The sequence below is a fragment of the Nitrospira sp. Kam-Ns4a genome, assembly GCF_965152595.1.
In genome coordinates this window covers 1,116,897-1,136,536 of the sequence record NZ_OZ224218.1, presented here as the reverse complement: position 1 = coordinate 1,136,536, position 19,640 = coordinate 1,116,897, and the positions used below count along the sequence as shown (strand labels likewise).

The following is a 19,640-nucleotide window of genomic DNA, read 5'->3' as shown; positions in this document are numbered from 1 at the left end:
CCCGCAATCCCCTTGTTCCATTTCGCAGTGCACGATCCGCACTCCACGATGGGGAGACCTGAAGAAGAAGGGAGGGGCCCAGTGCGGAATGCGGAATGTGGAATGAAGAGTCGGCGGCCTGTTTGGTGGCCAGAAGCGAGCGAACGGTTGGAAGCGGGACAACGACACCCTCGCCGTTGCTCTGGCCAGCCCGTGATACAAGACGGCGATTCTGCCGATGATCAGGTAACGGGCGCCTTCGGTGTTAAGGGTTTGACAGACTCGTCGGAGGTCCCCAGACGTGGGGGGACGCGTCGGTAGGGGGTCCGAGTCAGGTCCGACCATGCCTCTGCCTCCTGAAAGGTGCGATCGGAACACCCCGTGCGGCCGCCGGATGCCGTCGCCGGAACATTTGGCGTACAGCGTCGAAAAAGCTCGTAGGGGTTGGAAGCCGAATTCGGGGCGGCCACGCCCCTGCCCCCACGTGTTTTCGTCCATTCCGCCATGGACGCCAGCCTACGAGGTGTGCTCGAGCCCGTCAAGCCGATCCGCCGGCAACGTTTCTCCGCTTGAGCCCGCCCGCGCACTCTTGTATGACAACCCAGGTGCGACGGTGTCTCCGTGCGCAGCACGGAGACACGCCGGTCGCGGATCGGCTGGGGGTCGGCAGGATGAGCCTCTGCATGCAGTGTGGCGAGTGGACGGTCACGCGGTGGCATGACGCGCTCGGCGACCTCTGCGCGGCGTGCGACGCAATCGCGGCTCGCGAACGGGATGGGGTGGTGCCGGAGGCCGGAATCCGACTCCGGCGCGGACAAAGGGCCGGCGTGACGGCCGCGCAGCCCGAACGCCGGTCGGGAGGGAAAGGATGAATACCGGGGTCACCCTTGTTATCTCCGTCGGCGGCTCCCCCGAACCTGTCGTGGCGAGTATCCGGGAGCACCGGCCGGTCAGGGTCGTGTTTTTCTGCTCGCAGGACACCGTCGAGACGGTCGGACCGATCAGAGAGCAGCTCGGGCGGCACGGCGTCACTGTCCAGGAACACAAGGTTCTGGTGGAGGACCCGCAGGATCTCGTGCATTGCTACGAGCGCGCGTTGCTGTGCGCGGACCTGGCCCTCGCCGACGGGGGGAGCCCGAGCGCGGTCCTGGTGGATTTTACCGGCGGCACCAAGGCGATGACGGCGGCGCTGGTTCTGGCGACGATCGGGCGCGGGTTCGGCTTCTCCTACGTGGGCGGGACGGCGCGGACCAAGAACGGGCGTGGGGTGGTCGAGTCCGGAGCCGAGACGATCATCCGGCGTGGCGACCCCTTCCTGCTGTTCGCCGTGGAGGAGCGCAAGCGCCTGGCGGGCTTCTTTCGGACCTATCAGTTCAAGGCGGCGCGCGCGGTGGTCGAGGGGCTGCTCGCGCGCCCATTGAGCGAGCCGGACCGCGTCGCCTTCCAGATGGTTCGCGACCTGGCGCAGGGCTATGAGCTGTGGGAGCGGTTCGACTATCTGCGAGCGCTCGAGGTGCTGGGGCGCTGCGCGAGGACCTGGGCGCTCGCGGTGAGGGCCAATCCCTCCATCCGCTACGCCACCGTGTTGCCCGTGCTGGAAACCAACGTCCGTTGGCTCCAGCGGATCGCGCAGCGCACGGCGGGCTTTACCCGGCCTGACGCGGCGTTGATCCCGGATCTCCTAGCCAACGCGGAACGCCGGGCGCAGGAGGGCAGCTACGACGACGCGACTGTCCGCCTGTACCGGGCGCTGGAGCTGGGGGCCCAGGCGGCGATCCAGCGGCGGCTCGGTTGCGGGACAGACGCCGTTCCCGTGGACATGGTGCCGGAGTCGCTCAGGGAAGAGTTCGTCCCCCGCTACGAGCGCCGCCCGGGTTGCCTGGAACTTCCGTTGCAGGCGGCGTACCGCCTCTTGGAGGCGTTGGGCGAACCTGAAGGGCGCCGGTATGCGGTCCGGGCCGGCGAGTTCCGGAAGATTCAGGCGGCGCGCAATCACTCTTGGCTGGCTCACGGCATGGTGCCGTGCGACCAAGCGGGTTTTGAGTCGCTGGCCAGACTGGTCGCGGATTCGTTGGAAGTGCAGGACCGAGTGCAGTTCCCGACGCTCGATGAGTGAGGCGTGCTACGTGTCAGGGAGCGTGCGTGGCTAGCCACCGGCCGAAGTAGCGCACGAACCGCCGGAAGTCGTCCAGATGGGTCCTGAGCACGGCCTGCAGTTTGGCGGGCTGGACCCGGGCGTATTCGTGCACGAGGATGTTCCGCAACCCGGGCATTTTGCTGATGCGCCGCGCGAAGGCTCGCGGGATAACCTTGGCGTCCGCCAAGCCGGTGATGACGGCCGTATATGTTTCGAGCCGGTTATACCCCATGCCGGTGAGCACGTGGGTCCCGAGGTCGAGGACATTTTGGATGGCGACTTGGAGGCCGCGCTCCACGATGTAGCGAGTCTCCACGTCCGTGCGCAGTCTGTTCGCGGAGATGGTGCGGTGCCGCTCTAGGACGCCGAGCGCCTCGTCGAGCGACTGCAGGTGGCGGCGAATGACCTCGCGGTCAACCATGGCGCGCTCGGCGAGGCGCGCCGGAAGCCATGAGCTTTGCGAAGAACCGTCGCGTCTGGAGGTCGTAGAACGGCTTCAGGTCCAGGAAGGTTCGGATCACGTGCTCTTCGAAGACTCGACGCTGGCGGGCATCCCGAGAGAACAGGAGCGTGCCATCACGGAGGACTCGGTGCGCCAGGATCGGCGATTCGCAGGGCAACAACGTAAGGTCCACCTTGGTGGTTCGCAGCACGGCCATCAAGTCGCTGAGCCGCGCGGCCTGGTAGGCCAACGAGCCGCACAGGTGCGCCCGGCGTCTGTCGAGCAGAAACGCGACGTCGAGGTCGCTCAGGGGGCCGGCTTGGCCGCGCGCGGCCGATCCGAACAGGTAGGCGGCGACGATCTCGGGCCGGCGCGCGCAGTACGCCCGGATTCTCGCGCGGACCGATGTTGATGGCTGCGTATCGGCAGTTGTCGTGAGGCGCATGACGGGCGACAGGCTACCACTCCGGTGAGGGGGAATCAACCATGCGGCGGTTGTATCTCGTCGCCTATGACGTGTGCGAGCCGGGGCGCTTGAACCGCGTGCGCGAGTTCCTGAAGGGCTACAGCACCGGCGGGCAGAAGTCGGTGTACGAGTGCTGGCTGTCGGGCGCCGAGGTGACGGAGGTCCTCGAGACGTTGCGCCGGCTGATCGAGCCGGAGGAGGACCGCGTGCACGTCATCGCGCTCGACGGACGCAGCCGGCCCCACCTCCTCGGGATCGCGGTGCCGCCGGCCGACCCGGCGTTCTTCTATTTCGGCTGAGTCCAGTGCGGAATGCGGAATGCGGAATGCGGAATGAAGAATGAAGATGGGCGGGACGGTTTATCTGGATCGCAAGGACGCGGAGCTCCGGCTGGACGGCGGGGCGCTCGCGGTCTATGTGCACGGGGAGCGGCAGGGCACGGTGCCGTTGGCGCCGGTGGACCGCCTGGTGCTGATCGGCAACGCGACCGTGCACGCGAACGTCTTGCACCGCCTGTGCGAGGAGGGGATCGCCGTCCTCCTGCTGTCGGGCAAGCGGCAGAGCTACCGGGGCCGGTTGGCCGGGCGGCTGCACGCCCACGTGCGCCTGCGCCTGCGCCAGTACGACGCCAGCCGCGGTCCCCTCGCGACGGGCTGGCGCGGGGGTGGGTGGCCGCCAAGCTGGAGGGGCAGGCCCGCTTCCTGCACGAGGCCGCCGAGCGCGGCCGGAGGCGCGGGCGGGGCTGTGGCGGGGCGTGGAGATCGTGGAGGGGGCCTTGGCCAAGGTCGCGCAGGCGGTCTCGCTGGAGACCCTGCGGGGGTTGGAGGGGGCGGCGGCTGCCGCGTACTTCCAGGCGCTGCCGGCGCTCTTTCCTGACAGCATGGCCTTCACCGGCCGCACGCGCCGGCCCCCGCGCGATCCGGTGAACGCGCTGCTTTCGCTCACCTACACGCTGGTCCATTGGGAGTGGGTGCGCGAGTGCGAGCTGATCGGGCTCGATCCGTTTCTCGGGTTCTATCATGAGGTGGACTACGGTCGGGAGTCCCTGGCTTGCGACCTGGCCGAGCCCGGCCGGCCGGCGGTGGACCGCTGGGTATGGGAGCTGTTCCGGGCGCGGACATTCCAGGCGCGGGATTTCGCCGCGGACACCGAACGGCCGGGCTGCTATCTGAAGAAGACGGCGCGCGGCCGGTACTATGCGGCCTATGAGGCCTGGGCAGCACCGCGCCGCGCCCTCATGCGGGCCGAGGTGGAGGCCTTGGCCAGGAGACTGCTGGATGGAACGGACGCTGTACCTGTCGGAGAGCCGGAGCCTGCGGGTCCGGTGTGATGGGCCGTCTCTGCTGGTGGAACAGCGGGGGCAGGCATCGCGCCGGGTCCCGGCGCGGCTGATCCGCCGGGTGGTCATCGTGGGGAACGTCGCGCTGGACAGCGGGACCTTGGGCCTGTTCGCTACGCGGGGATGCCCCGTCACCCTGTTGCGCCGGGATGGCCAGCCGGTGGCGACAGTCTGGGGACAGGAGGAGGGCGATGCCCAGCGCCGTGCCCGGCAGGAGGCGCTGCTCGAGGACCGCGTGCGGCGCCAGCGCGTGCTGGCCTGGTTGGCGGCCTGGGAGCGGGGGCGACAACTGGTGCTCGTGTCCCGCGTGGACCCTGCCCGCGCGGCGGACTGGCGGAAGACCGGGTTCCGGGAGTGCGACTACGAAGAGGTCGTCCGCGCCGCCGCCGCGGCCCGGCAGCGCACCGACGGCCTGCGCCGGTTCTTCCGGGGCGTGTTGCAGGAGACGGTGGCGGCCGAGGTGGCCGCCGGCGGCTGGGATCCCCATCTCGGGGTCCGCCACCGGGGCCAGCCGCTCGGCTTCGTCCAGGATTGCGTGGCGGCGCTCCGGCCCGATGCCGACCGTCTGTGGGTGGAGTTCGAAGGGACCGCGATGGACGCGGCGGCGGCTGCGTTCTTCGAAGCCAGGCGGGGACGCCTGGAAGGCTTGATCCGCTTGCTGCTCGACCAGTACGCCCGGCTCCTCTGCGAGGTCTGACTCGTGCGAACCCGGTATCTCGTGTGCTATGACATTGCCGATCCCGCGCGGCTCGCCCGCGTGCTGCGGCTCATGAAGGGCGAGGGAGTGCATCTCCAATACTCGGTGTTCCTGTGCTCGCTGACCTGGCCTGAGCTTGCGGCGCTGAAAGAGTCGCTCGCGGCACGGATAGACCCGCGTGTGGACGATGTCCGGATCTACCCGGTCCCGAGCGGTGACGCGGTGACGGCGCTGGGGTGCGGGGATCGTCTGCCAGAAGGAGCCTGGCTGGAGCTAGCCGGCTAACGGCGCCGGCTGCGTGCTGGAAAACGAGCGGGAGGAGCCCGTGCCCCAGGAGCAAGCGGCGCTGCCGCTGTCGTTTGGACGGTTCACGGTGCGCTTGGTGCCGGAGGCGCCCCTGCGCCTGCCGCCGTACGCCGGCGGCATGTTCCGTGGCGCCTTCGGGGTGGCGCTCCAGCGGGTCGTCTGTGTCACCCGTACCTACGACTGCCCTCCCTGTCTGTTGAAGGACCGGTGTCTCTATCCCTATGTCTTCGAGACCGCGCCGCCCCCGGACACTCGCATTATGCGGAAGTACCCCACGGCGCCCCGTCCCTTCGTGCTCGAGCCGCCCGGTCCGGGCGGGACGGTCCAGCCGGCCGGCGCGCCCTTTGGCATCGGGTTGACCCTCTTCGGCCGAGCCCTCCGGTCCTTGCCGTACTTTCTCTTCGCCTTCGAGCGGATGGGGCGGGTCGGCTTGGGCGGGCGCCGGGTGCCGTGCAGGGTTTCCGCGCTGGAGGCCGAGCGGGAGGGGCAGCGGTGGGTGCTGTACTCGGCTGAGGACCCTGTCCTGCGGGCGTCCGATCCTTTCGAGGAGTCGGTGCGACTCGTGCTCGCTGTGCCCGCGGCCGACGGCCTGCCGGACGGCCGCGTGACGCTCGAGCTCCTCACGCCCCTGCGGCTCATCTCCGCGGAACGTCTGGCCGACGACGTGCCGTTTTCCCTGCTCGTGCGAAGCCTGCTGCGGCGGGTGGCCCACCTCTCGTACTTTCACTGCGGCGGGGATCCGCGGCCGGTGCCGTTCCGCGAGTGGATCGGGTTAGCCGGCGCGGTGCGGGTCGTCGAGCACTCGTTGCGGTGGCATGATTGGGCGCGCTACTCTTCCCGGCAGCAAACGACGATGACGCTGGGCGGCCTGCTGGGCGCGATCACCTACGACGGGCCGCTCGGCCCCTTCCTGCCTCTGCTGCGGCTGGGGGAAGTCACCCACGTCGGCAAGGGGACGAGCTTCGGGCTCGGCCGGTATCGGATCGTTGCAGCGGGCTAGCGGGTTCCGCCCGGCGGGGCTACCTTGATCCGCGCGTCAGCGATGCAGCAGCCCCGGCCGGGCGGAAGCGCGAAGACTGGGTTCAGGTCCAGCTCGACGATCTCGGGCAGCTCCTCGACGAGGCGCGAAAGGCGCAGCAGCAGCTCCTCGATGGCCGCCACGTCCGCGGGAGGATGGCCGCGGTAGCCCTCGAGCAGGCGGAAGCCCTTGATGCTCCGCACCATCTCGCTCGCGTCGCGGTCGGTGAGCGGCGTGACGCGAAAGGCCACATCGCCGAGGATCTCGACGTGGATGCCGCCCAGGCCGAAGGCGATGAGCGGTCCGAACAGCGGATCCTGGACGACGCCCATCATGACCTCGACGCCGCCCGAGACCATCGGCTGGACGAGCACGCCGTCCATGACGTCCAGCCGCCCGTCGCGGGCCAGCCGGTCGCGGAGGTCTTCGAACGCGCGGCGGACTGCCGCCTCGTCGGTGAGATGCAGCCGCACCCCGCCGATCTCGGTCTTGTGGACGAGCATGCGCGAGGCCAGCTTGAGCGCGACGGGGAAACCGATCCGGCGGGCCAGCGCCGCCGCCTCGTCGGCGGTCGTCGCGACCCCACCCGGCGGCAACGGGGCCCGCACCGCGGCAAGCACCGTCCGGGTCTCCTCGGCGGCGAGCCAGCCAGCGCCGCGTTGCTCAAGCGCCCGGCGGCACGTCTCGCGCGCGGCCGCCCAGTCCAGGTCGTCGAAATCCGGCATCATCCCGAGCGGCTGCGCCTGCCACTCGGCGTAGGCCGCCATCCGACCGAGGACCCGCGCCGGGGCCTCGGGAAAGGCATAGCAGGGGAGGTGCGCCTCCGCCAGGGCATCCGGTGCTCGCTCTCGGCTGTCCCAATCGGGGACCTCGCCCATCCAGCACAGGAGCACCGGCGCCGGTGCGGTGGCGGCCGGCCGGGCGGCCCGGCCGGCCGCCACCCCATCTCGGATGGCGCGCGCCACTGCTTGGACGTCGCCCGGGTCCAGCGGGATATAGATCACGATGAGCGCGTCCGCCTCGTCCGAGGCGAGCAGGATCTCGATGGCGCGCTGGTAGTCCGCCGGGCCCGCGGAGGCGATGAGGTCCACGGGGTTCGTCACGCTCGCCGTCGGCGGGAGAAACGCTGCGAGCGCCGCCCGCGTCTGGTCTGAGAGCCTGGGCAGCGTGAGGCCGCCCGCCTCGCAGGCGTCCGCGCAGAGGATGCCGGGGCCGCCCGCGTTCGTGACGATCGCCGCACGGCGGCCGGTCGGAAGCGGCTGGCTCGCCAGCGCCGCCGCGAGCCCGAACATGTCTTCCAGGGTGTCCGCGCGGATGACGCCGGTCTGCCGGAACAGCGCGTCCACCGCCGCGTCGCTCGCGGCCAGGGCTGCCGTATGCGAGCCTGCGGCCCGGCTTCCAACCTGGGAGCGGCCCCCTTTGACGGCCACGATCGGCTTGCGCCGGCTCACCCGGCGGGCGATCCGGGCGAAGCGCCGTGGGTTGCCGAAGGACTCCAGGTAGAGCAGGATGACGTCGGTGGCAGGGTCCTCCTCCCAGTACTGGAGCAGGTCGTTCCCGGACACGTCGGCCTTGTTCCCGACGCTGACGAAGGTCGAGAGGCCGAGGCGCAGGCGGCGGGCGGCGGCGAGGATCGCGAGGCCCAGCGCGCCGCTCTGCGTGAGCATCGCGACGCGGCCGGGCGGCGGAAAGACCGGGGAGAAGGTGGCGTTCAGCCGCACGGCGGGGTCCGTATTGAGGATCCCCATGCAGTTGGGGCCGATCAGCCGCATGCCGGCGCCGCGCACCTGCTCGACGAGCCGGTCCTGGCGCGCGCGGCCCTCCGGGCCGGTCTCGGCGAAGCCGGCGGTGATGACGACCAGCGCCCGTACGCCCCGCGCGGCACAGTCCGCGACGGCGGCCGCCACCGCGTCCCGCGGGACCGCGACGACGGCCAGGTCCACCGGCTCGGGCAGCGCGCGGGCCGAGGGATAGGCGCGCAGGCCGGCGATCTCGGTTGCCTTCGGGTTCACCGGATAGACCGGGCCCTGGAACGGCTCCGCGAGCAGCGCGCGGAGCAACCGGCCGCCGAGGCTCCGGGGCTCGCGCGAGGCCCCGATCACCGCGACAGCCCGCGGCTTGAAGAACGGCCGGAGCGAGGCGGTGGTGGCCACCCGCTCCCGCGTCTCCGAGCGGCCCACGCTCTCGGCGCTGGGGATCGCGGACAGCTCCACTTCCATCTCGCCGCCCTCAATCGTCTCGCGAATCTCGAACCCAGATTGGCGGAAGACCTCGCGCATGGCCAGGTTCTCCGCGTGGGTGACCGCCCAGAGGCGCTGGAACCCGTGGCGGGCGGCGAGCACCGCGAGGCGCTCCAGCAGCAACGTCCCGAGCCCCTTGCCGTGGAAGGCGTCGTCCACCGCCAGCGCGACCTCGGCCGTCGTCTCGCTCCGAGCCAGATACGAGCCGGCGGCGATGACGGCCGGCTCGCCGTCGAGGACGCGCGTGACGAGCAGGGTGAGGCTCGCCCGGGGGTCGTCGTTCCGGCAGAGCGCCGCGAGCAGTTCGGCGGGGGGCTGGGACTCGGAAAAAAACCGCTGCGAGCGCGACTGCGGCGAGAGGCGGTCCACGAAGGCTTGGAGCGCCGGCTGATCCTCCGGGCGCGCGGGCCGGATCAGCGCGGTCGTCCCGTCGCGCAGCACCAGGTGCCCGCGCTCCGCCTCGGCCGGCGAGAGCAGCGGAATGTACAACGGACGCACACGGGTCGCGGTCATGGCTCCTCCACTGGCGCGCGGCTCGCGGCACGAGGCGAGCGGTTCGGACCGTGCATCCCTCGCCACGGGTCTCTAGCCGGTGCTCATAGCGCCGCCGTCTCTCCCAGCGCCGGCAGGTGCGGTTTGAGGCCGTACCGCCGGTCCAGCACCTGGGCGAAGACCGCCATCTTCTCCGGCTCGCCGTGGACCAAGAACGTCCGGGGCTTCGGGTCGCGGAACCCGCCGACCCAGTCCAGGAGACCGCTCTGGTCGGCATGGGCCGAGAGCCCGTTAATCGTGTGGATGCGCGCCCGGACCGCGGTCGAGTGGCCCAGCAGCGGGACGGTGGTCGCCCCGTCCACCAGGCGGCGACCCAGCGTGCCTGCGGCCTGGTAGCCCGTGATCACCACGCAGGACCGAGGGTCCGCCAGGTGCCGCGCGAGGTGCTCCTGGATGCGGCCGCCCTCGCACATCCCGCTGCCAGCCAGGATGATCGCGCCGCGCTGGCGCGCCAGCGCCCGCGAGGCCGCCGCGGACTCGGTAAACGTGACCTGCGGGGCCCGAGGGTTCTTCGGCGGCTGCTGGACGAGCTGGCGCGCCTCCTCATCGAAGGCCTCCAGGTGGCGGCTGTACACCTCAGCGGCTCGGATGGCCATGGGGCTGTCGAGGAAGACGCGCGGGCGATCGAGGACGCCTTCCAGGGTGAGCTGGTTGATCATGTAGAGCACGTCCTGGCTGCGGCCGATCGCGTACACCGGCATCAGGACCGTCCCGCCGGCCGCGATGGTCTCGCCGATCACGCGGCCCAGCTCCGCCCGCGTCTCCGCAAGGGTCTTGTGGTCGCGGTCGCCGTAGGTGGATTCCAGGAGCAGCACGTCGGCCTCCTCGATCGGCGTCGGGTCGCGGACGATCGGCTTGTTGCGGTGCCCCAGGTCGCCGGAAAAGACCAGCTTGCGGTCACCCATCCACAGCTCGACGATCGCGGAACCGAGGATGTGCCCCGCGTCGGCGAAGCGGAGGCGGCAAGAGCCGGAGAGCGCGACCGTCCGCCCGTAGGGATGGCCCTCGCAGCGCAAGAGGGTCCGGTCCACCTCGTCCAGCGTGTAGAGGGCGGGGCCCTTCCCGTCACGTGTCCGTCGCCGGTGGCCCGCCGGCGGCGGGTGCTGGAGCCGGATGAAGTCCTCCCAGAGGACCGGGAGCAGCTCCTTCGTGATGGTCGTCGTGAGGAGGCGACCCCGGAACCCCTCCGCGACGAGCCGCGGCGCGAGCCCCGTGTGGTCCAGGTGCGCGTGAGTCAGGACCACGGCGTCCAGCGTCGCCGGGTCGAAGGGGAACGGCGCCTGGTTGCGCGCGACCAGCTCGTCAGGCCCCTGGACGAGGCCGCAGTCCACCAGAATCCGATCCGCGCCCCGCTCCACGAGAAAGCAGGAGCCGGTCACCATCCGCGCGGCGCCGAGGAATCGGATCGTCGTGGTCATCAGCCTATGAGAGCCAGTTGCCCTCGAGCTCGCGCTCGCCGGGGCAACCTATCGGCCTTGCCGCCGCGCCCGTTCCGCAGCGCAACTGTGTGCGCAGCACCTCGGTCAGGACCGGCATCCCGTCGAGCCCCAGGAGCAGCAGGTCGTCCAGCGTCAGAATCGGGACGAGCCGGCCCTGCTCGTCCGCGATCGGCAACCGGCGGATGCCGTGCTGGGTCATGAGGGCGACCGCCGAGCCGATGTCCTGGTCCCAGGTGATCGTGATCAGCGGCCAGGACATGATCGTATGGACGGGCGTGCGCCCCGGGCTTCTGCCGGCCGCGACCGCGCGGACGGCGATGTCCCGGTCCGTGAGGATGCCGACGGGGCGCATGTCCTTGACGACGACTAAGTCGCCCACGTTCCGCTCGGCCATCATGGCCGCGGCCTCCGCGACGGTGGTCTCCGGGGTGACAGTGCAGACTGTGGAGGGCAGGAACTGCTCGGCGGTCTTCGGCACGATGCCTCCGGTCAGGCCAATGGGATGAAGGGGGCGCGTGTCCGGATGTAGCTTAGCACATCGCGCATCGGCTCGTCGGCCAGGCGATCGCGCCGCTTTCGTGGGGGCATGCTCATCGTCCGGTCTTCCGAGGGGGCTACCGGAGCGCCTCCAGTTCGGCGCAATGGGTCGCCAGGGTCTGCCGGAGCGCCTCGCGCAGATCCTGTCCCTTGAGCCCCCGATTCGACAGCTTGCGCAGGCGCGCCGCCAGGTCGGCATCTCCCAGGGTGCCTTCCGCCCACGCGGCGAAGTCCTGGCGGGCGTCGTGGTACTCCAGGGACTCGATGGGGAGGAGCGGGATCAGGTGCAGGAACTCCGACAGGCTCGCCGCCTCCTTGCCGACACCGCCCCGCTCGTCGCGGAACCAGAAGCGCTTCCCCGGCGGCAGCGGCACGTCCAGATACTTGTACAGGTGCCGGATGTGCGGCACGCGCCGGATGGCGGAGCGCAGCCGGACGAGCGGGCCTCCGGACAGCCAGGCGCAGCCGGTGGGGATCGCCGCGAGGTTCACCTCATGGGCGGCGCCGCCCGGGCAATATTCCGAGAGGCTGGCTGTCGCTTCAGGCTCCGTCAGGCGCGTCAGTACGCAATGGTGGAGACCGCGGAGCACGTCGGCGGCGAGCCGGTCCGGCCGGTAGGAGACGACGGTCCAGCCGCCCTCGGGGAGCATCGGGATCACCGTCTCCGCGACGCTCCCGCCCGCGAGGGGCAGGAACTGTTGCGCCTCCTCGATCACGATCCAGTGTGGCCGGAACTTGCGCTCCCGCAGCGGCCGGATCGCCCGGAGCAGGTCCGCCACGTAGGGACCGCGCAGTGCCAGCGGGTAGCTGCTGAGATCAACCACGGCCGACACGCCGCCGGTGTCCAGGAGCGCCGCCACCGCCGCCGGGGCGGGCATGGTGTCCGGCTCGCCGCCCAGCGCCACGAAGCGCGGCAAGGCTCGCAGGCCGCGAAAGTCGCCCTCCGGATCAATCAGCAGGACCTGATAATGCTCATGATGCAGGCCCTCGGCCAGGAGCCCCACCATCCAGGACTTGCCGGTGCCGGAGTCGCCGAACACGCCGAGGTTGCGGCCGGCCAACCGCGAGGCGGGAAGGCCGACTTCGGCCCCCGCCTCCGTGCGGCCCAGGGGAATCCGGCGCTCGCGCCGGAGCGGCCGATCCAGAAATTGCCCGGCCAGGGGGTACTGGGTCAGGATCTCCAGCACGCCGGCCGGACCCGGTTGCGCCGCCACGACGTCGGCCAGCTCGATGACGGCGGGGACCGCGTCGCCGACGGCAACCGCGACCTCGGCCAGCCGCAGCATGGACAGATCGTTCTCGGCGTCGCCGAACGCGGCGAGGTTTCTGGGCGAAAACCCGCAGAGCGTTAGCAGCCGCTCGAGCCCCGCTCCCTTCGCCGCGCCCGGCGGGGTGAGCATCACCGCCCCCTTGTTGTACTCGACGGTGGCACCGCCGCCCAGCCGCCCGAGCACCTCCCAGACGGTCTTGTCGTGGGGCGTCCAGGTCGCCGCGATGGCGAGACCCGGCTCGAAGGGGACGCCGGCTTCCTCCAGTCCTTTCAGCAACCCCGCGTCGAGCTGGCCGAAGGGGAGGTACAGCTCTCCGCTCGCCCCATGGGCCAGGACTGCGCCGTTCTCCCAGACCACGCCGGTGAACAGGTTCCCCAGCCGGCCCAAGGCCACGGTTTCGAAGCGGCGGCCCGTGACGAGGAAGAGCGCGTGGCGGGACGCGCGGCATTGCTCCAAGGCCCGCTCAAGTTCCGGCGGCACCTGCTCTTCCTCGGCGAGGGTGCCGTCGAAGTCGAAGGCCATCACGCGGCGGTACATCGAACTACCGCGACAGGCGACGCGCGATGGGTGACACGTGAACGCCCAAGTCGCCGGTGGCCCGGCCTTGTTCGTCCCGCGTCACTCGTCACGTGTCCCTATCGTTCAGGCTGCCATCAGCACGCGGTGGGCGCTGATCGCCCGGAGCGTGTTCATTACGTCGTCGAACGACAGCTCCGAGGTCCCGTCCTTCTTGCCAGGCTGGGCCGCCAGAATCAGGTCATTGAGGGCCAGGACGCCGAGCAGCATCCCGTCCTCGTCCACGACCGCCAGGCGACGCACCCGGTGCGCCGCCATGGTCTTGAGCGCCTCGTGCACGTCGTCCTCGGGCGAGCAGGCGTACAGCTTGCCCGAGATGGTTTCCCAAACCGAGATATCGCGGGCGGCCCGCCCCTTGGTCGCCACCGCGATGCAGATGTCACGGTCGGTGATCGCGCCGATCACCTTGCCCGTATGATCTATAACCGGGAGAAACCCGCAGTCACTGTCCCACATTTGCCCCGCGGCCGCGGCCAGGTTGGTGTCGGCCGTACAGTATTGCACCGGGCTAGTCATGATGTCCCTGACCTTCATCGTTGGCCCTCCAGTCGTTAGACTGTGACGGCGTGACGGGCGATCGGGGATCGGTGGAGGCCCGCGGCCGAATCTCCGAGCAGCCCCTTCGCGCATCACCCGTCGCCCCTCACCGATCACCGCTGCTCAGCCGACCTTGACCTCGATGCTCTTGGGCTTCGCCTTCTCGGACTTGGGCAGGTGGACCTTGAGCACGCCGTCCTTGAACTCCGCGGAGACCTTGCTGCCGTCCGCATCGTCCGGGAGCGTGAAGCTCCGCATGAAGCTCCCGTAGGCGCGCTCGACCCGGTGGTATTTCTTGCCCTTCTCCTCCTTTTCGTACTTCCGCTCGCCCGAGATGCTGAGGACGTCGTCCTGGACGCACACCTTGATCTCTTCCTTTTTCACCTCCGGCAGCTCGGCCTTGATGAGGTATTCCTTGTCGTCCTCGACGATGTCCACGAGCGGGGCCCACTCCGCCACCGTCAGCGATTCCTCCCGGTCGCCGTTCTTGCGGAGCGGGGCCCGGCCAAACAGGGTGGCGATCCGCTTCTCCATCTCCTCCAACTCCTTAAAGGGATCCCATCGGACTAATGCGTTCATGGCAGCTCCTCCTTTGTGTGGTTGGTGGTCGGGTGCCATCGCTTCGGCCGTCGCGAGACGGTCTGTGCCCTACCTAGGGAGCGCCGGCGCGGGGCGCTCCCCGCGCTCGCGGGGCGGTCCCCCGCTCGGTTCTGTCGGGGCCAACCGATTCGCGGCGGCGGGCGGCGCCGCCGACACGTCGTCTGGCGCTCTTCGGTCATCGCGTTCGCTCCTTACCCGCTGCAACCGGTCCGCCAGCGTCCGGAATCTGTAGGGTATAGACGCCGGCGGCGCGGCGGGCCAAGATCAGCCGACCGGTACGGCTCAGGTGATCCACCTGAAAGAAAACCTGATTCCACGTGAGCTCCGGGCAGGCCAGCACCAGCTCCTCGATCAGGCACCCGGGGTTCTGCGACACCGCCTCGATGATCCGGTCCGCGACGGCCGATTGCTTTTGCATGGCGCTCCTCCATTCCGGGAAGGGACACCTCAGTCGTCTGCACGGACGATGCCAGGCGAGTCATGCGGACTCCGGTCCGGAAGCGATTGAATTGCGGCGCCGTTGGCTTCGGGGGACGGTTGGCGCCGGCGGCTTGCCGTCGGATGTGTGGAATTTCAGGTCAAGGTCGCCTGGGACGGCTGTCGCCAAATGCCCCAGGTTCCTGTGGCCGGCTACGAGTCTTTCGCCATGGAGGCCGGCACCTTGAATCGACGACCACAGGGGATTATCTAACAACCGAAAGGAGGTGAGTGAGGCTCAGTGAGGTTCGCAGCCTAGCATTCGGGGCCCGCCCTTGTGCCGCCAGCGTGCAGAGGGCACCGGCCCTGGTCGGCGGCGGGATCGTGGTCCAGGAAACGCGCCCTCCCCTCGATGCCAGAAGAGGCAGGGCTCCCCTGAGGGAGCGAGTGTTGCGGAGGCGCGAGGCAACCGGCCAGTCAAGGACCTGTCGGGTTGCCGGAACCGATCCCGATGGCGCCGCAGGCCCGGAGCCCACACAAGGGCGGGTGGATCGAGAGCCGGAGTAGTTCCGGCTTTTTCGTTGCGGGCTACTGTTGTCGTTCCGCTTCGGCCAGCAGCTCGTAGGCGAGCAACCGCGCCTCCTGGAGCGAAAGGTACGTGACGGTATTCGCCTCAGGTGTGCTGCCATGAATCGTCAGGATGAGCCCCTTCGCGTCAAACATGGGCTTCAACGAGATGGGTTGCGCGCTGCGGCTGATCACGGTCTTCATGATCTCTTCTCCCCTCCTTTGCGAGTCTCCTGGCGGGTCAACGCGGCTGGCATCGGCTCGAGTTAGGTAGGCCAGGCAGCCGTTGAGGCTCGCCAGCTTCGGGTAATCTTCTTCCGGAATCTCCACCCCGAGCGTCTTGTGTAACGCGATCACGAAATTCAAGAAATCCATAGAATCCAGGTCGAGCTGGTCTCGGAGGCTTGCCGCGGGATCGAGCGAGGCGAGGTCGCGCCTCGGGCGCGATCCCAGCGAGGATGCGCAGCACGGTCTCCCTGATCGTGTCCGCGGTCGGCGGCCTCGTCATAGCCGTTCAGGCTCCTGCAGCAGCCGGGCGAGGGTGCCGAGAAAGACGCCGCCGCGGTGCCCGTCGCTCACCCGGTGATCAGCGGAGAGGGGGGCCGTGACGACCGGCTGTGCCACGATGTCGGCGTCCGTGACCCAGGGGCGTCCACCACCTTGCCGAACCCCACGAGCGCCACCTGGAGCGGGTAGATGACGCCGACACGGTTTCCACGCCCATGTCCCCCAGGCTGGTGAGGGTGATCGTCGGGTCGGCCAGCTCGGAGCTGCGCAGCGACCCGGCGCGCGCCCGTGCGACGAGATCGCGCAGGTTCCGCATCAGCCCGTCGAGGGTCTGGCGGTCGGCGTCATGGAGCGCCGGCGCGACGAGGCCGCCTTGCTAGAGCGAGATCGCCACGCCGACGTGGATCGCCGCGCTGCGGACCGCCCGGTCATCTCGCCCGAAGCCATTCAGCTCTGGCACCTCGCGCAGGGCGAGCGCCACGGCTTTGACGAACAAGACTGCCGGGAGCAGCCGCTCCGAGGCCGCGCGTGCGGTTCTCCTGCACCAACCACGCCATCAGGCGACCCAGCTCGATCGTCGTGCTCAGGTAGTAGTGCGGGATCTCCCGCTTGGACCGGGCCATCGCGGCCGCGATGGCCTGGCGTATACGAAGCGCCCTGTCATCGGCTTCGCCGGCTCCTTCACCCTGCGGCTCGGGCCGCACGCTGCCTGCCGGCTCTTCTTCCCTGATGATCGCTAGCACAGTGCCGACCGGCACCTTCTCGCCGGGCTGGACGAGGAGCCGCTCGATGACTCCGGTCGTGAACACCTCGACCTCGATCGCCGCCTTGTCGGTCTCCACCTCCGCAATGATCTCGCCCTTGGTGACGCGGTCGCCGGGCTGCTTCTTCCAGGCGGCCAGCGTGCCGGCCTCCATGTCAGCGCCGAGGGAAGGCATCACGAAGTCAGCCATGACTGAACCTGCGTGAAACGGCTGTCCTCGTCACGGTCCTACCAGCGTGCGAGCAGCTTGAACAATCGTCGCGACCTGCGGCAGCGCGGCGTCTTCCAGGTGCTTCGGATAGGGGATCGGCACCTCCGCGCTGCAGAGCCGCGCGATGGGACGATCGAGGTCATAGAAGCCATCTTCCATGATCCGAGCGCTGACCTCCGCGGCGAGGCTCCCGGTCCGCCAGCCCTCGTCCACGATCAAGGCGCGGTGCGTCTTCCCGACCGACGCGAGCACCGGCTCCAGGTCGAGCGGCCGAAGCACGCGCAAGTCAATGACCTCCGCCTCGATCCCGTCGGCCGCCAGCGCCTTCCACAGACAGCCGCCGTAGGTGACGATGGAGACGTCGCGGCCGGGCTGGCGCCTCGCGGCGCGTCGCTTCCTCGCAGGCCACGACGTCCATGCCGTCCACGCCTCGGCGCGAATCGCGTAGGCGTCCGCCTTGCGTGCGATGTCGGTCTGGGACTGGTGGCGTGCCAGGGCCGTGCCTATCGCGTAGAGATTGTGCTCGCAGCAGAACAGAACAGGACAGGCAGCTTCCAGAGCGCTGCGAGGTTAAGCGACTCGTGGAACTCGCCCTCGGCGACGGCGCCGTCGCCGAAGAAGCAAGCGGTGATCCTCGATCGGCCCTGCAGCTTGTCCGCCAGTGCCAGCCCGACCGCAACCGGCAGGCCGCCGCCGATCGCGAGCCCGCCGTAGAACCGGCGGGCCGCGTCGAAGCAATGCATGGAGCCACCCCGCCCGCGCGCGCCCCCGGTCGCCTTGCCGTATAGCTCGGCCATGAGCGCGGTCATCGGCGTGCCGCGGACGAGCGCGTGCCCGTGCTCCCGGTAGGTCGCGACGATGGCGTCCTCCGGCGTGAGCACGTGGAGGGCACCGGCTGCCACCGCTTCTTCGCCGATGTACAGGTTGAGCAAGCTGCGGATCTTCCCGAGGCTGTAGAGCTCCGCCGCCTTCTCCTCAAAGCGGCGGATGCGGAGCATCTGGCGTAGCAGCGCCAGCGCATGATCCCTGGAAACAGACGTCATGCCGTTCAGCTTCCTGCTCTCGCCGTCAACCGTTGCCCATTGACCATCATCCGTGCTCCAAGGTCGAGGTGTCCCCCTCCGGCAGCCCCAGCTCGCGGGCTTTGAGCAGCCGGCGCATGATCTTCCCGCTGCGCGTCTTCGGCAGGGTCGGGAGAAACTCGATCTCCTTGGGCGCCGCCACGGCGCCCAACCGCGCCCGCGTGAAGCCGAGCAACTCCCGCCGGAGCGGCTCGGACGGCTCGTAGCCATTCTTGAGCGACACGAACGCCTTGACCAGCTCCATCGCGAGCGGGTCCGGCTTGCCGATCACGCCCGCCTCCGCCACGGCCGGATGCTCCAGCAGCAGGCTCTCCACCTCGAAGGGGCCGATCAGGTGGCCGGAGGTCTTGATGACGTCGTCCGCCCGGCCCACAAACCAGAAGTACCCGTCCTTGTCCCGCCTGGCCAGGTCGCCAGTCAGGTAGAACCCGCCCGCGAAGCACTTCTTGTACTGCTCGGGCTCGTTCCAATAGGCGCGGAACATGGAGGGCCAGCCCGGCCGCAGGGCCAGCTCGCCCTGGACGTCGGGCTCGTCCACGATCTCGACCTGGTCGTCCTCCGTGCGCCGCACGATGGCCGCCTCGATGCCAGGCAGCGGACGCCCCATCGAGCCGGGGCGGATGTCCATCGCGGCGTAGTTGGCGATCATGATGCCCCCTGTCTCGGTCTGCCACCAGTTGTCGTGGAACGGCAGTCCGAGGACCCGCTGGCCCCACAGGACGGCCTCAGGATTGAGCGGCTCGCCAACGCTTGCGAGGAAGCGGAGCGCGCGCAGATCGAACTTGCGGGGCAGGTCGGGGCCGGCCTTCATCAGCATCCGGATCGCGGTCGGGGCGGTGTACCAGACCGTGACCCGGTGGTCCTGCAGGATTCGGTACCAGCGTTCCGCATCGAAGTCCGCCTCGTCCACGATGCTGGTGACGCCGTTGGTGAGGGGGGCGATGATCCCGTAGGAGGTGCCGGTTACCCAGCCGGGGTCGGCCGTGCACCAGAAGACGTCGTCCCGGTGCAGGTCCAGCGCCAGCTTGCCGGTGATGTGGTGCGCGACGACCGCGGCGTGGACGTGGATCGCACCCTTGGGCGTGCCGGTTGTCCCGCTCGTGAAATGCAGGAGGGCCGCATCCTCGGGATCGGTCGGCGCGATGTCGTAGCGATCGCCCGCCGTGGCCATGAGCTGGTAGTAGTCGAGCGTGCCGGGCACCGAGGTAAACAGCGGGCCGTCGCCGACGAGTAGGACGTGCTTGAGATGCGGGAGTCGGTCCCGGATCGGCGCCACCTTCTTGCGGTACAACGATTCGGTGGTGACGAGGACCGTCGCCTCGCCGATGGCCAGGCGCGCGCGGACGGGCTCGGGCCCCAAGGCCGAGAAGAGCGGGGCCACCACGCAGCGATGCTTCAAGGCGCCCAGCGCCGTGATGTACAGCTCGGGGATGCGCCCGGCGAGGACGAAGACACGCTCACCCGCCTGCACCCCAAGCCCTCGCAGGACGTTGGCGAACCGGTTGGTCTCGACGCTCAGCCAGCCGTAGGTGTGGTCCCGGACCGTCCCGTTCGTGCCGAGCCAGCGGAGGGCGACGCGATCCCGGAGCGGCCCGGCGGCGTGGCGGTCCACGGCCTCGTGCGCAAGATTGAGGCCTCGCCCGCCCGGGAGTCCGTCCAGCTCCCGCCGTGCCTTCTCCCAGGTGAAGCTGTTGCGCACCGCCTCATAGTCGTAGAGGTGGGGACTCACCGCCCAATCCCGTCGCGATTTGACGATCCGCTCCCAGGCCATGGCGGCTCTCCCGACTTACCCCTTGTGCAAGGATGGGGCCGCGCGACTCAGAAGCGACAACGCCATGGAAATCCGCAAGGTTTCGCACCGGGGCGCGCGGAGCCGTCAGGTACGCGCCGGGGCGCTGTAGCATTTGTCCTCAGCCCGGGGCGGGTCCAGCGGGAAATTCGGGACAGAGCAACAGAG

18 protein-coding genes and 3 pseudogenes are annotated in these 19,640 nt (G+C 69.6%); 7 read left to right on the top strand and 14 right to left on the bottom strand.

Annotated elements, in window-relative coordinates; genetic code table 11:
• Positions 1 to 847 precede the first annotated feature (847 nt).
• The gene (locus tag ACWHYQ_RS05610; protein WP_447974748.1) at positions 848 to 2,095 is read left to right on the top strand and encodes a TIGR02710 family CRISPR-associated CARF protein; all 1,248 of its coding nucleotides are present in this window, start codon (positions 848 to 850) and stop codon (positions 2,093 to 2,095) included.
• A gap of 13 nt (positions 2,096 to 2,108) precedes the next feature.
• Here ACWHYQ_RS05610 and hepT read toward each other — a convergent pair whose 3' ends face one another.
• Both hepT and mntA read right to left on the bottom strand, forming a co-directional pair.
• Positions 2,109 to 2,537 carry a type VII toxin-antitoxin system HepT family RNase toxin gene (hepT, locus tag ACWHYQ_RS05605; protein ID WP_447974747.1) on the bottom strand — a complete coding sequence of 143 codons (429 nt, stop codon included), beginning with the start codon at positions 2,535 to 2,537 and terminating at the stop codon, positions 2,109 to 2,111.
• Complete coding sequence (gene mntA, locus ACWHYQ_RS05600) at positions 2,530 to 3,003, bottom strand: type VII toxin-antitoxin system MntA family adenylyltransferase antitoxin (protein WP_447974746.1); 474 nt, start codon at positions 3,001 to 3,003, stop codon at positions 2,530 to 2,532. The genes hepT and mntA overlap by 8 nt, the downstream gene beginning before the upstream one ends.
• 41 nt (positions 3,004 to 3,044) lie before the next feature.
• Between mntA and cas2 (ACWHYQ_RS05595) the strand changes: the two genes are divergently transcribed.
• From cas2 (ACWHYQ_RS05595) to cas6, 6 genes are read left to right on the top strand one after another with little or no spacing between them, the layout of a single operon-like run.
• Entirely contained in the window at positions 3,045 to 3,323 is a 279-nt protein-coding gene (cas2, locus tag ACWHYQ_RS05595) for a CRISPR-associated endonuclease Cas2 (protein WP_447974745.1), read from the top strand.
• A 46-nt stretch (positions 3,324 to 3,369) separates the two neighbouring features.
• Positions 3,370 to 3,900 (top strand): CRISPR-associated endonuclease Cas1, encoded by a 531-nt coding sequence (locus ACWHYQ_RS05590; RefSeq protein ID WP_447974744.1) that lies wholly within the window; start codon positions 3,370 to 3,372, stop codon positions 3,898 to 3,900.
• Entirely contained in the window at positions 3,800 to 4,354 is a 555-nt protein-coding gene (gene cas1, locus ACWHYQ_RS05585) for a CRISPR-associated endonuclease Cas1 (RefSeq protein WP_447974743.1), read from the top strand. The genes ACWHYQ_RS05590 and cas1 overlap by 101 nt, the downstream gene beginning before the upstream one ends.
• Positions 4,302 to 5,060 (top strand): CRISPR-associated endonuclease Cas1, encoded by a 759-nt coding sequence (locus tag ACWHYQ_RS05580; protein WP_447974742.1) that lies wholly within the window; start codon positions 4,302 to 4,304, stop codon positions 5,058 to 5,060. The genes cas1 and ACWHYQ_RS05580 overlap by 53 nt, the downstream gene beginning before the upstream one ends.
• 3 nt (positions 5,061 to 5,063) lie before the next feature.
• Positions 5,064 to 5,345 carry a CRISPR-associated endonuclease Cas2 gene (gene cas2, locus ACWHYQ_RS05575; RefSeq protein WP_447974741.1) on the top strand — a complete coding sequence of 94 codons (282 nt, stop codon included), beginning with the start codon at positions 5,064 to 5,066 and terminating at the stop codon, positions 5,343 to 5,345.
• Between the two features lie 40 nt (positions 5,346 to 5,385).
• Positions 5,386 to 6,366 carry a CRISPR system precrRNA processing endoribonuclease RAMP protein Cas6 gene (gene cas6 / locus ACWHYQ_RS05570; protein WP_447974740.1) on the top strand — a complete coding sequence of 327 codons (981 nt, stop codon included), beginning with the start codon at positions 5,386 to 5,388 and terminating at the stop codon, positions 6,364 to 6,366.
• On the opposite strand, the gene ACWHYQ_RS05565 is transcribed toward cas6, so the two are convergent.
• From ACWHYQ_RS05565 to acsA, 12 genes and pseudogenes are all read right to left on the bottom strand, one after another.
• Positions 6,363 to 9,137, bottom strand: a complete 2,775-nt coding sequence (locus ACWHYQ_RS05565; protein ID WP_447974739.1) for a bifunctional acetate--CoA ligase family protein/GNAT family N-acetyltransferase — start codon at positions 9,135 to 9,137, stop codon at positions 6,363 to 6,365. The two genes, cas6 and ACWHYQ_RS05565, sit on opposite strands and share 4 nt — an antisense overlap.
• Before the next feature lie 83 nt (positions 9,138 to 9,220).
• Positions 9,221 to 10,594, bottom strand: a complete 1,374-nt coding sequence (locus tag ACWHYQ_RS05560) for an MBL fold metallo-hydrolase RNA specificity domain-containing protein (RefSeq protein ID WP_447974738.1) — start codon at positions 10,592 to 10,594, stop codon at positions 9,221 to 9,223.
• A gap of 4 nt (positions 10,595 to 10,598) precedes the next feature.
• Positions 10,599 to 11,093: a CBS domain-containing protein gene (locus tag ACWHYQ_RS05555; RefSeq protein WP_447974737.1), complete on the bottom strand. Its 495-nt coding sequence runs from the start codon at positions 11,091 to 11,093 to the stop codon at positions 10,599 to 10,601.
• Positions 11,094 to 11,229: 136 nt separating this feature from the next.
• Complete coding sequence (locus tag ACWHYQ_RS05550) at positions 11,230 to 12,960, bottom strand: HAD hydrolase family protein (protein ID WP_447974736.1); 1,731 nt, start codon at positions 12,958 to 12,960, stop codon at positions 11,230 to 11,232.
• A gap of 105 nt (positions 12,961 to 13,065) precedes the next feature.
• A complete protein-coding gene (locus ACWHYQ_RS05545; RefSeq protein WP_447974735.1) occupies positions 13,066 to 13,533 on the bottom strand; it encodes a CBS domain-containing protein in 468 nt (155 codons plus the stop codon).
• A 126-nt stretch (positions 13,534 to 13,659) separates the two neighbouring features.
• Positions 13,660 to 14,115 (bottom strand): Hsp20/alpha crystallin family protein, encoded by a 456-nt coding sequence (locus ACWHYQ_RS05540; protein ID WP_447974734.1) that lies wholly within the window; start codon positions 14,113 to 14,115, stop codon positions 13,660 to 13,662.
• A gap of 196 nt (positions 14,116 to 14,311) precedes the next feature.
• A complete protein-coding gene (locus tag ACWHYQ_RS05535; RefSeq protein WP_447974733.1) occupies positions 14,312 to 14,554 on the bottom strand; it encodes a hypothetical protein in 243 nt (80 codons plus the stop codon).
• A 587-nt stretch (positions 14,555 to 15,141) separates the two neighbouring features.
• Positions 15,142 to 15,495 (bottom strand): hypothetical protein, encoded by a 354-nt coding sequence (locus ACWHYQ_RS05530; protein WP_447974732.1) that lies wholly within the window; start codon positions 15,493 to 15,495, stop codon positions 15,142 to 15,144.
• 129 nt (positions 15,496 to 15,624) lie between these two features.
• Positions 15,625 to 16,580 (bottom strand): annotated as a pseudogene (locus ACWHYQ_RS05525) (dihydrolipoamide acetyltransferase family protein).
• 30 nt (positions 16,581 to 16,610) lie between these two features.
• A pseudogene (locus ACWHYQ_RS05520) lies at positions 16,611 to 16,991 on the bottom strand (transketolase C-terminal domain-containing protein); the annotation flags it as partial.
• A pseudogene (locus ACWHYQ_RS05515) lies at positions 16,978 to 17,644 on the bottom strand (thiamine pyrophosphate-dependent enzyme); the annotation flags it as partial. The pseudogenes ACWHYQ_RS05515 and ACWHYQ_RS05520, both read right to left, overlap by 14 nt.
• Positions 17,645 to 17,690: 46 nt before the next feature.
• Complete coding sequence (acsA, locus tag ACWHYQ_RS05510; protein WP_447974731.1) at positions 17,691 to 19,454, bottom strand: acetate--CoA ligase; 1,764 nt, start codon at positions 19,452 to 19,454, stop codon at positions 17,691 to 17,693.
• Positions 19,455 to 19,640 lie beyond the last annotated feature (186 nt).

What these genes read in the sequence shown, in the direction of transcription:
- ACWHYQ_RS05590 (WP_447974744.1), top strand. Translation starts at nt 3,370, where the DNA reads ATGGGCGGGACGGTTTATCTGGATCGCAAGGACGCGGAGCTCCGGCTG.
- cas2 (WP_447974745.1), top strand. Translation starts at nt 3,045, where the DNA reads ATGCGGCGGTTGTATCTCGTCGCCTATGACGTGTGCGAGCCGGGGCGC.
- ACWHYQ_RS05545 (WP_447974735.1), bottom strand. Translation starts at nt 13,533, where the DNA reads ATGAAGGTCAGGGACATCATGACTAGCCCGGTGCAATACTGTACGGCC.
- ACWHYQ_RS05560 (WP_447974738.1), bottom strand. Translation starts at nt 10,594, where the DNA reads ATGACCACGACGATCCGATTCCTCGGCGCCGCGCGGATGGTGACCGGC.
- ACWHYQ_RS05580 (WP_447974742.1), top strand. Translation starts at nt 4,302, where the DNA reads ATGGAACGGACGCTGTACCTGTCGGAGAGCCGGAGCCTGCGGGTCCGG.
- acsA (WP_447974731.1), bottom strand. Translation starts at nt 19,454, where the DNA reads ATGGCCTGGGAGCGGATCGTCAAATCGCGACGGGATTGGGCGGTGAGT.
- hepT (WP_447974747.1), bottom strand. Translation starts at nt 2,537, where the DNA reads ATGGTTGACCGCGAGGTCATTCGCCGCCACCTGCAGTCGCTCGACGAG.
- ACWHYQ_RS05530 (WP_447974732.1), bottom strand. Translation starts at nt 15,495, where the DNA reads ATGGATTTCTTGAATTTCGTGATCGCGTTACACAAGACGCTCGGGGTG.
- ACWHYQ_RS05535 (WP_447974733.1), bottom strand. Translation starts at nt 14,554, where the DNA reads ATGCAAAAGCAATCGGCCGTCGCGGACCGGATCATCGAGGCGGTGTCG.
- ACWHYQ_RS05550 (WP_447974736.1), bottom strand. Translation starts at nt 12,960, where the DNA reads ATGTACCGCCGCGTGATGGCCTTCGACTTCGACGGCACCCTCGCCGAG.
- ACWHYQ_RS05540 (WP_447974734.1), bottom strand. Translation starts at nt 14,115, where the DNA reads ATGAACGCATTAGTCCGATGGGATCCCTTTAAGGAGTTGGAGGAGATG.
- ACWHYQ_RS05565 (WP_447974739.1), bottom strand. Translation starts at nt 9,137, where the DNA reads ATGACCGCGACCCGTGTGCGTCCGTTGTACATTCCGCTGCTCTCGCCG.
- mntA (WP_447974746.1), bottom strand. Translation starts at nt 3,003, where the DNA reads ATGCGCCTCACGACAACTGCCGATACGCAGCCATCAACATCGGTCCGC.
- ACWHYQ_RS05610 (WP_447974748.1), top strand. Translation starts at nt 848, where the DNA reads ATGAATACCGGGGTCACCCTTGTTATCTCCGTCGGCGGCTCCCCCGAA.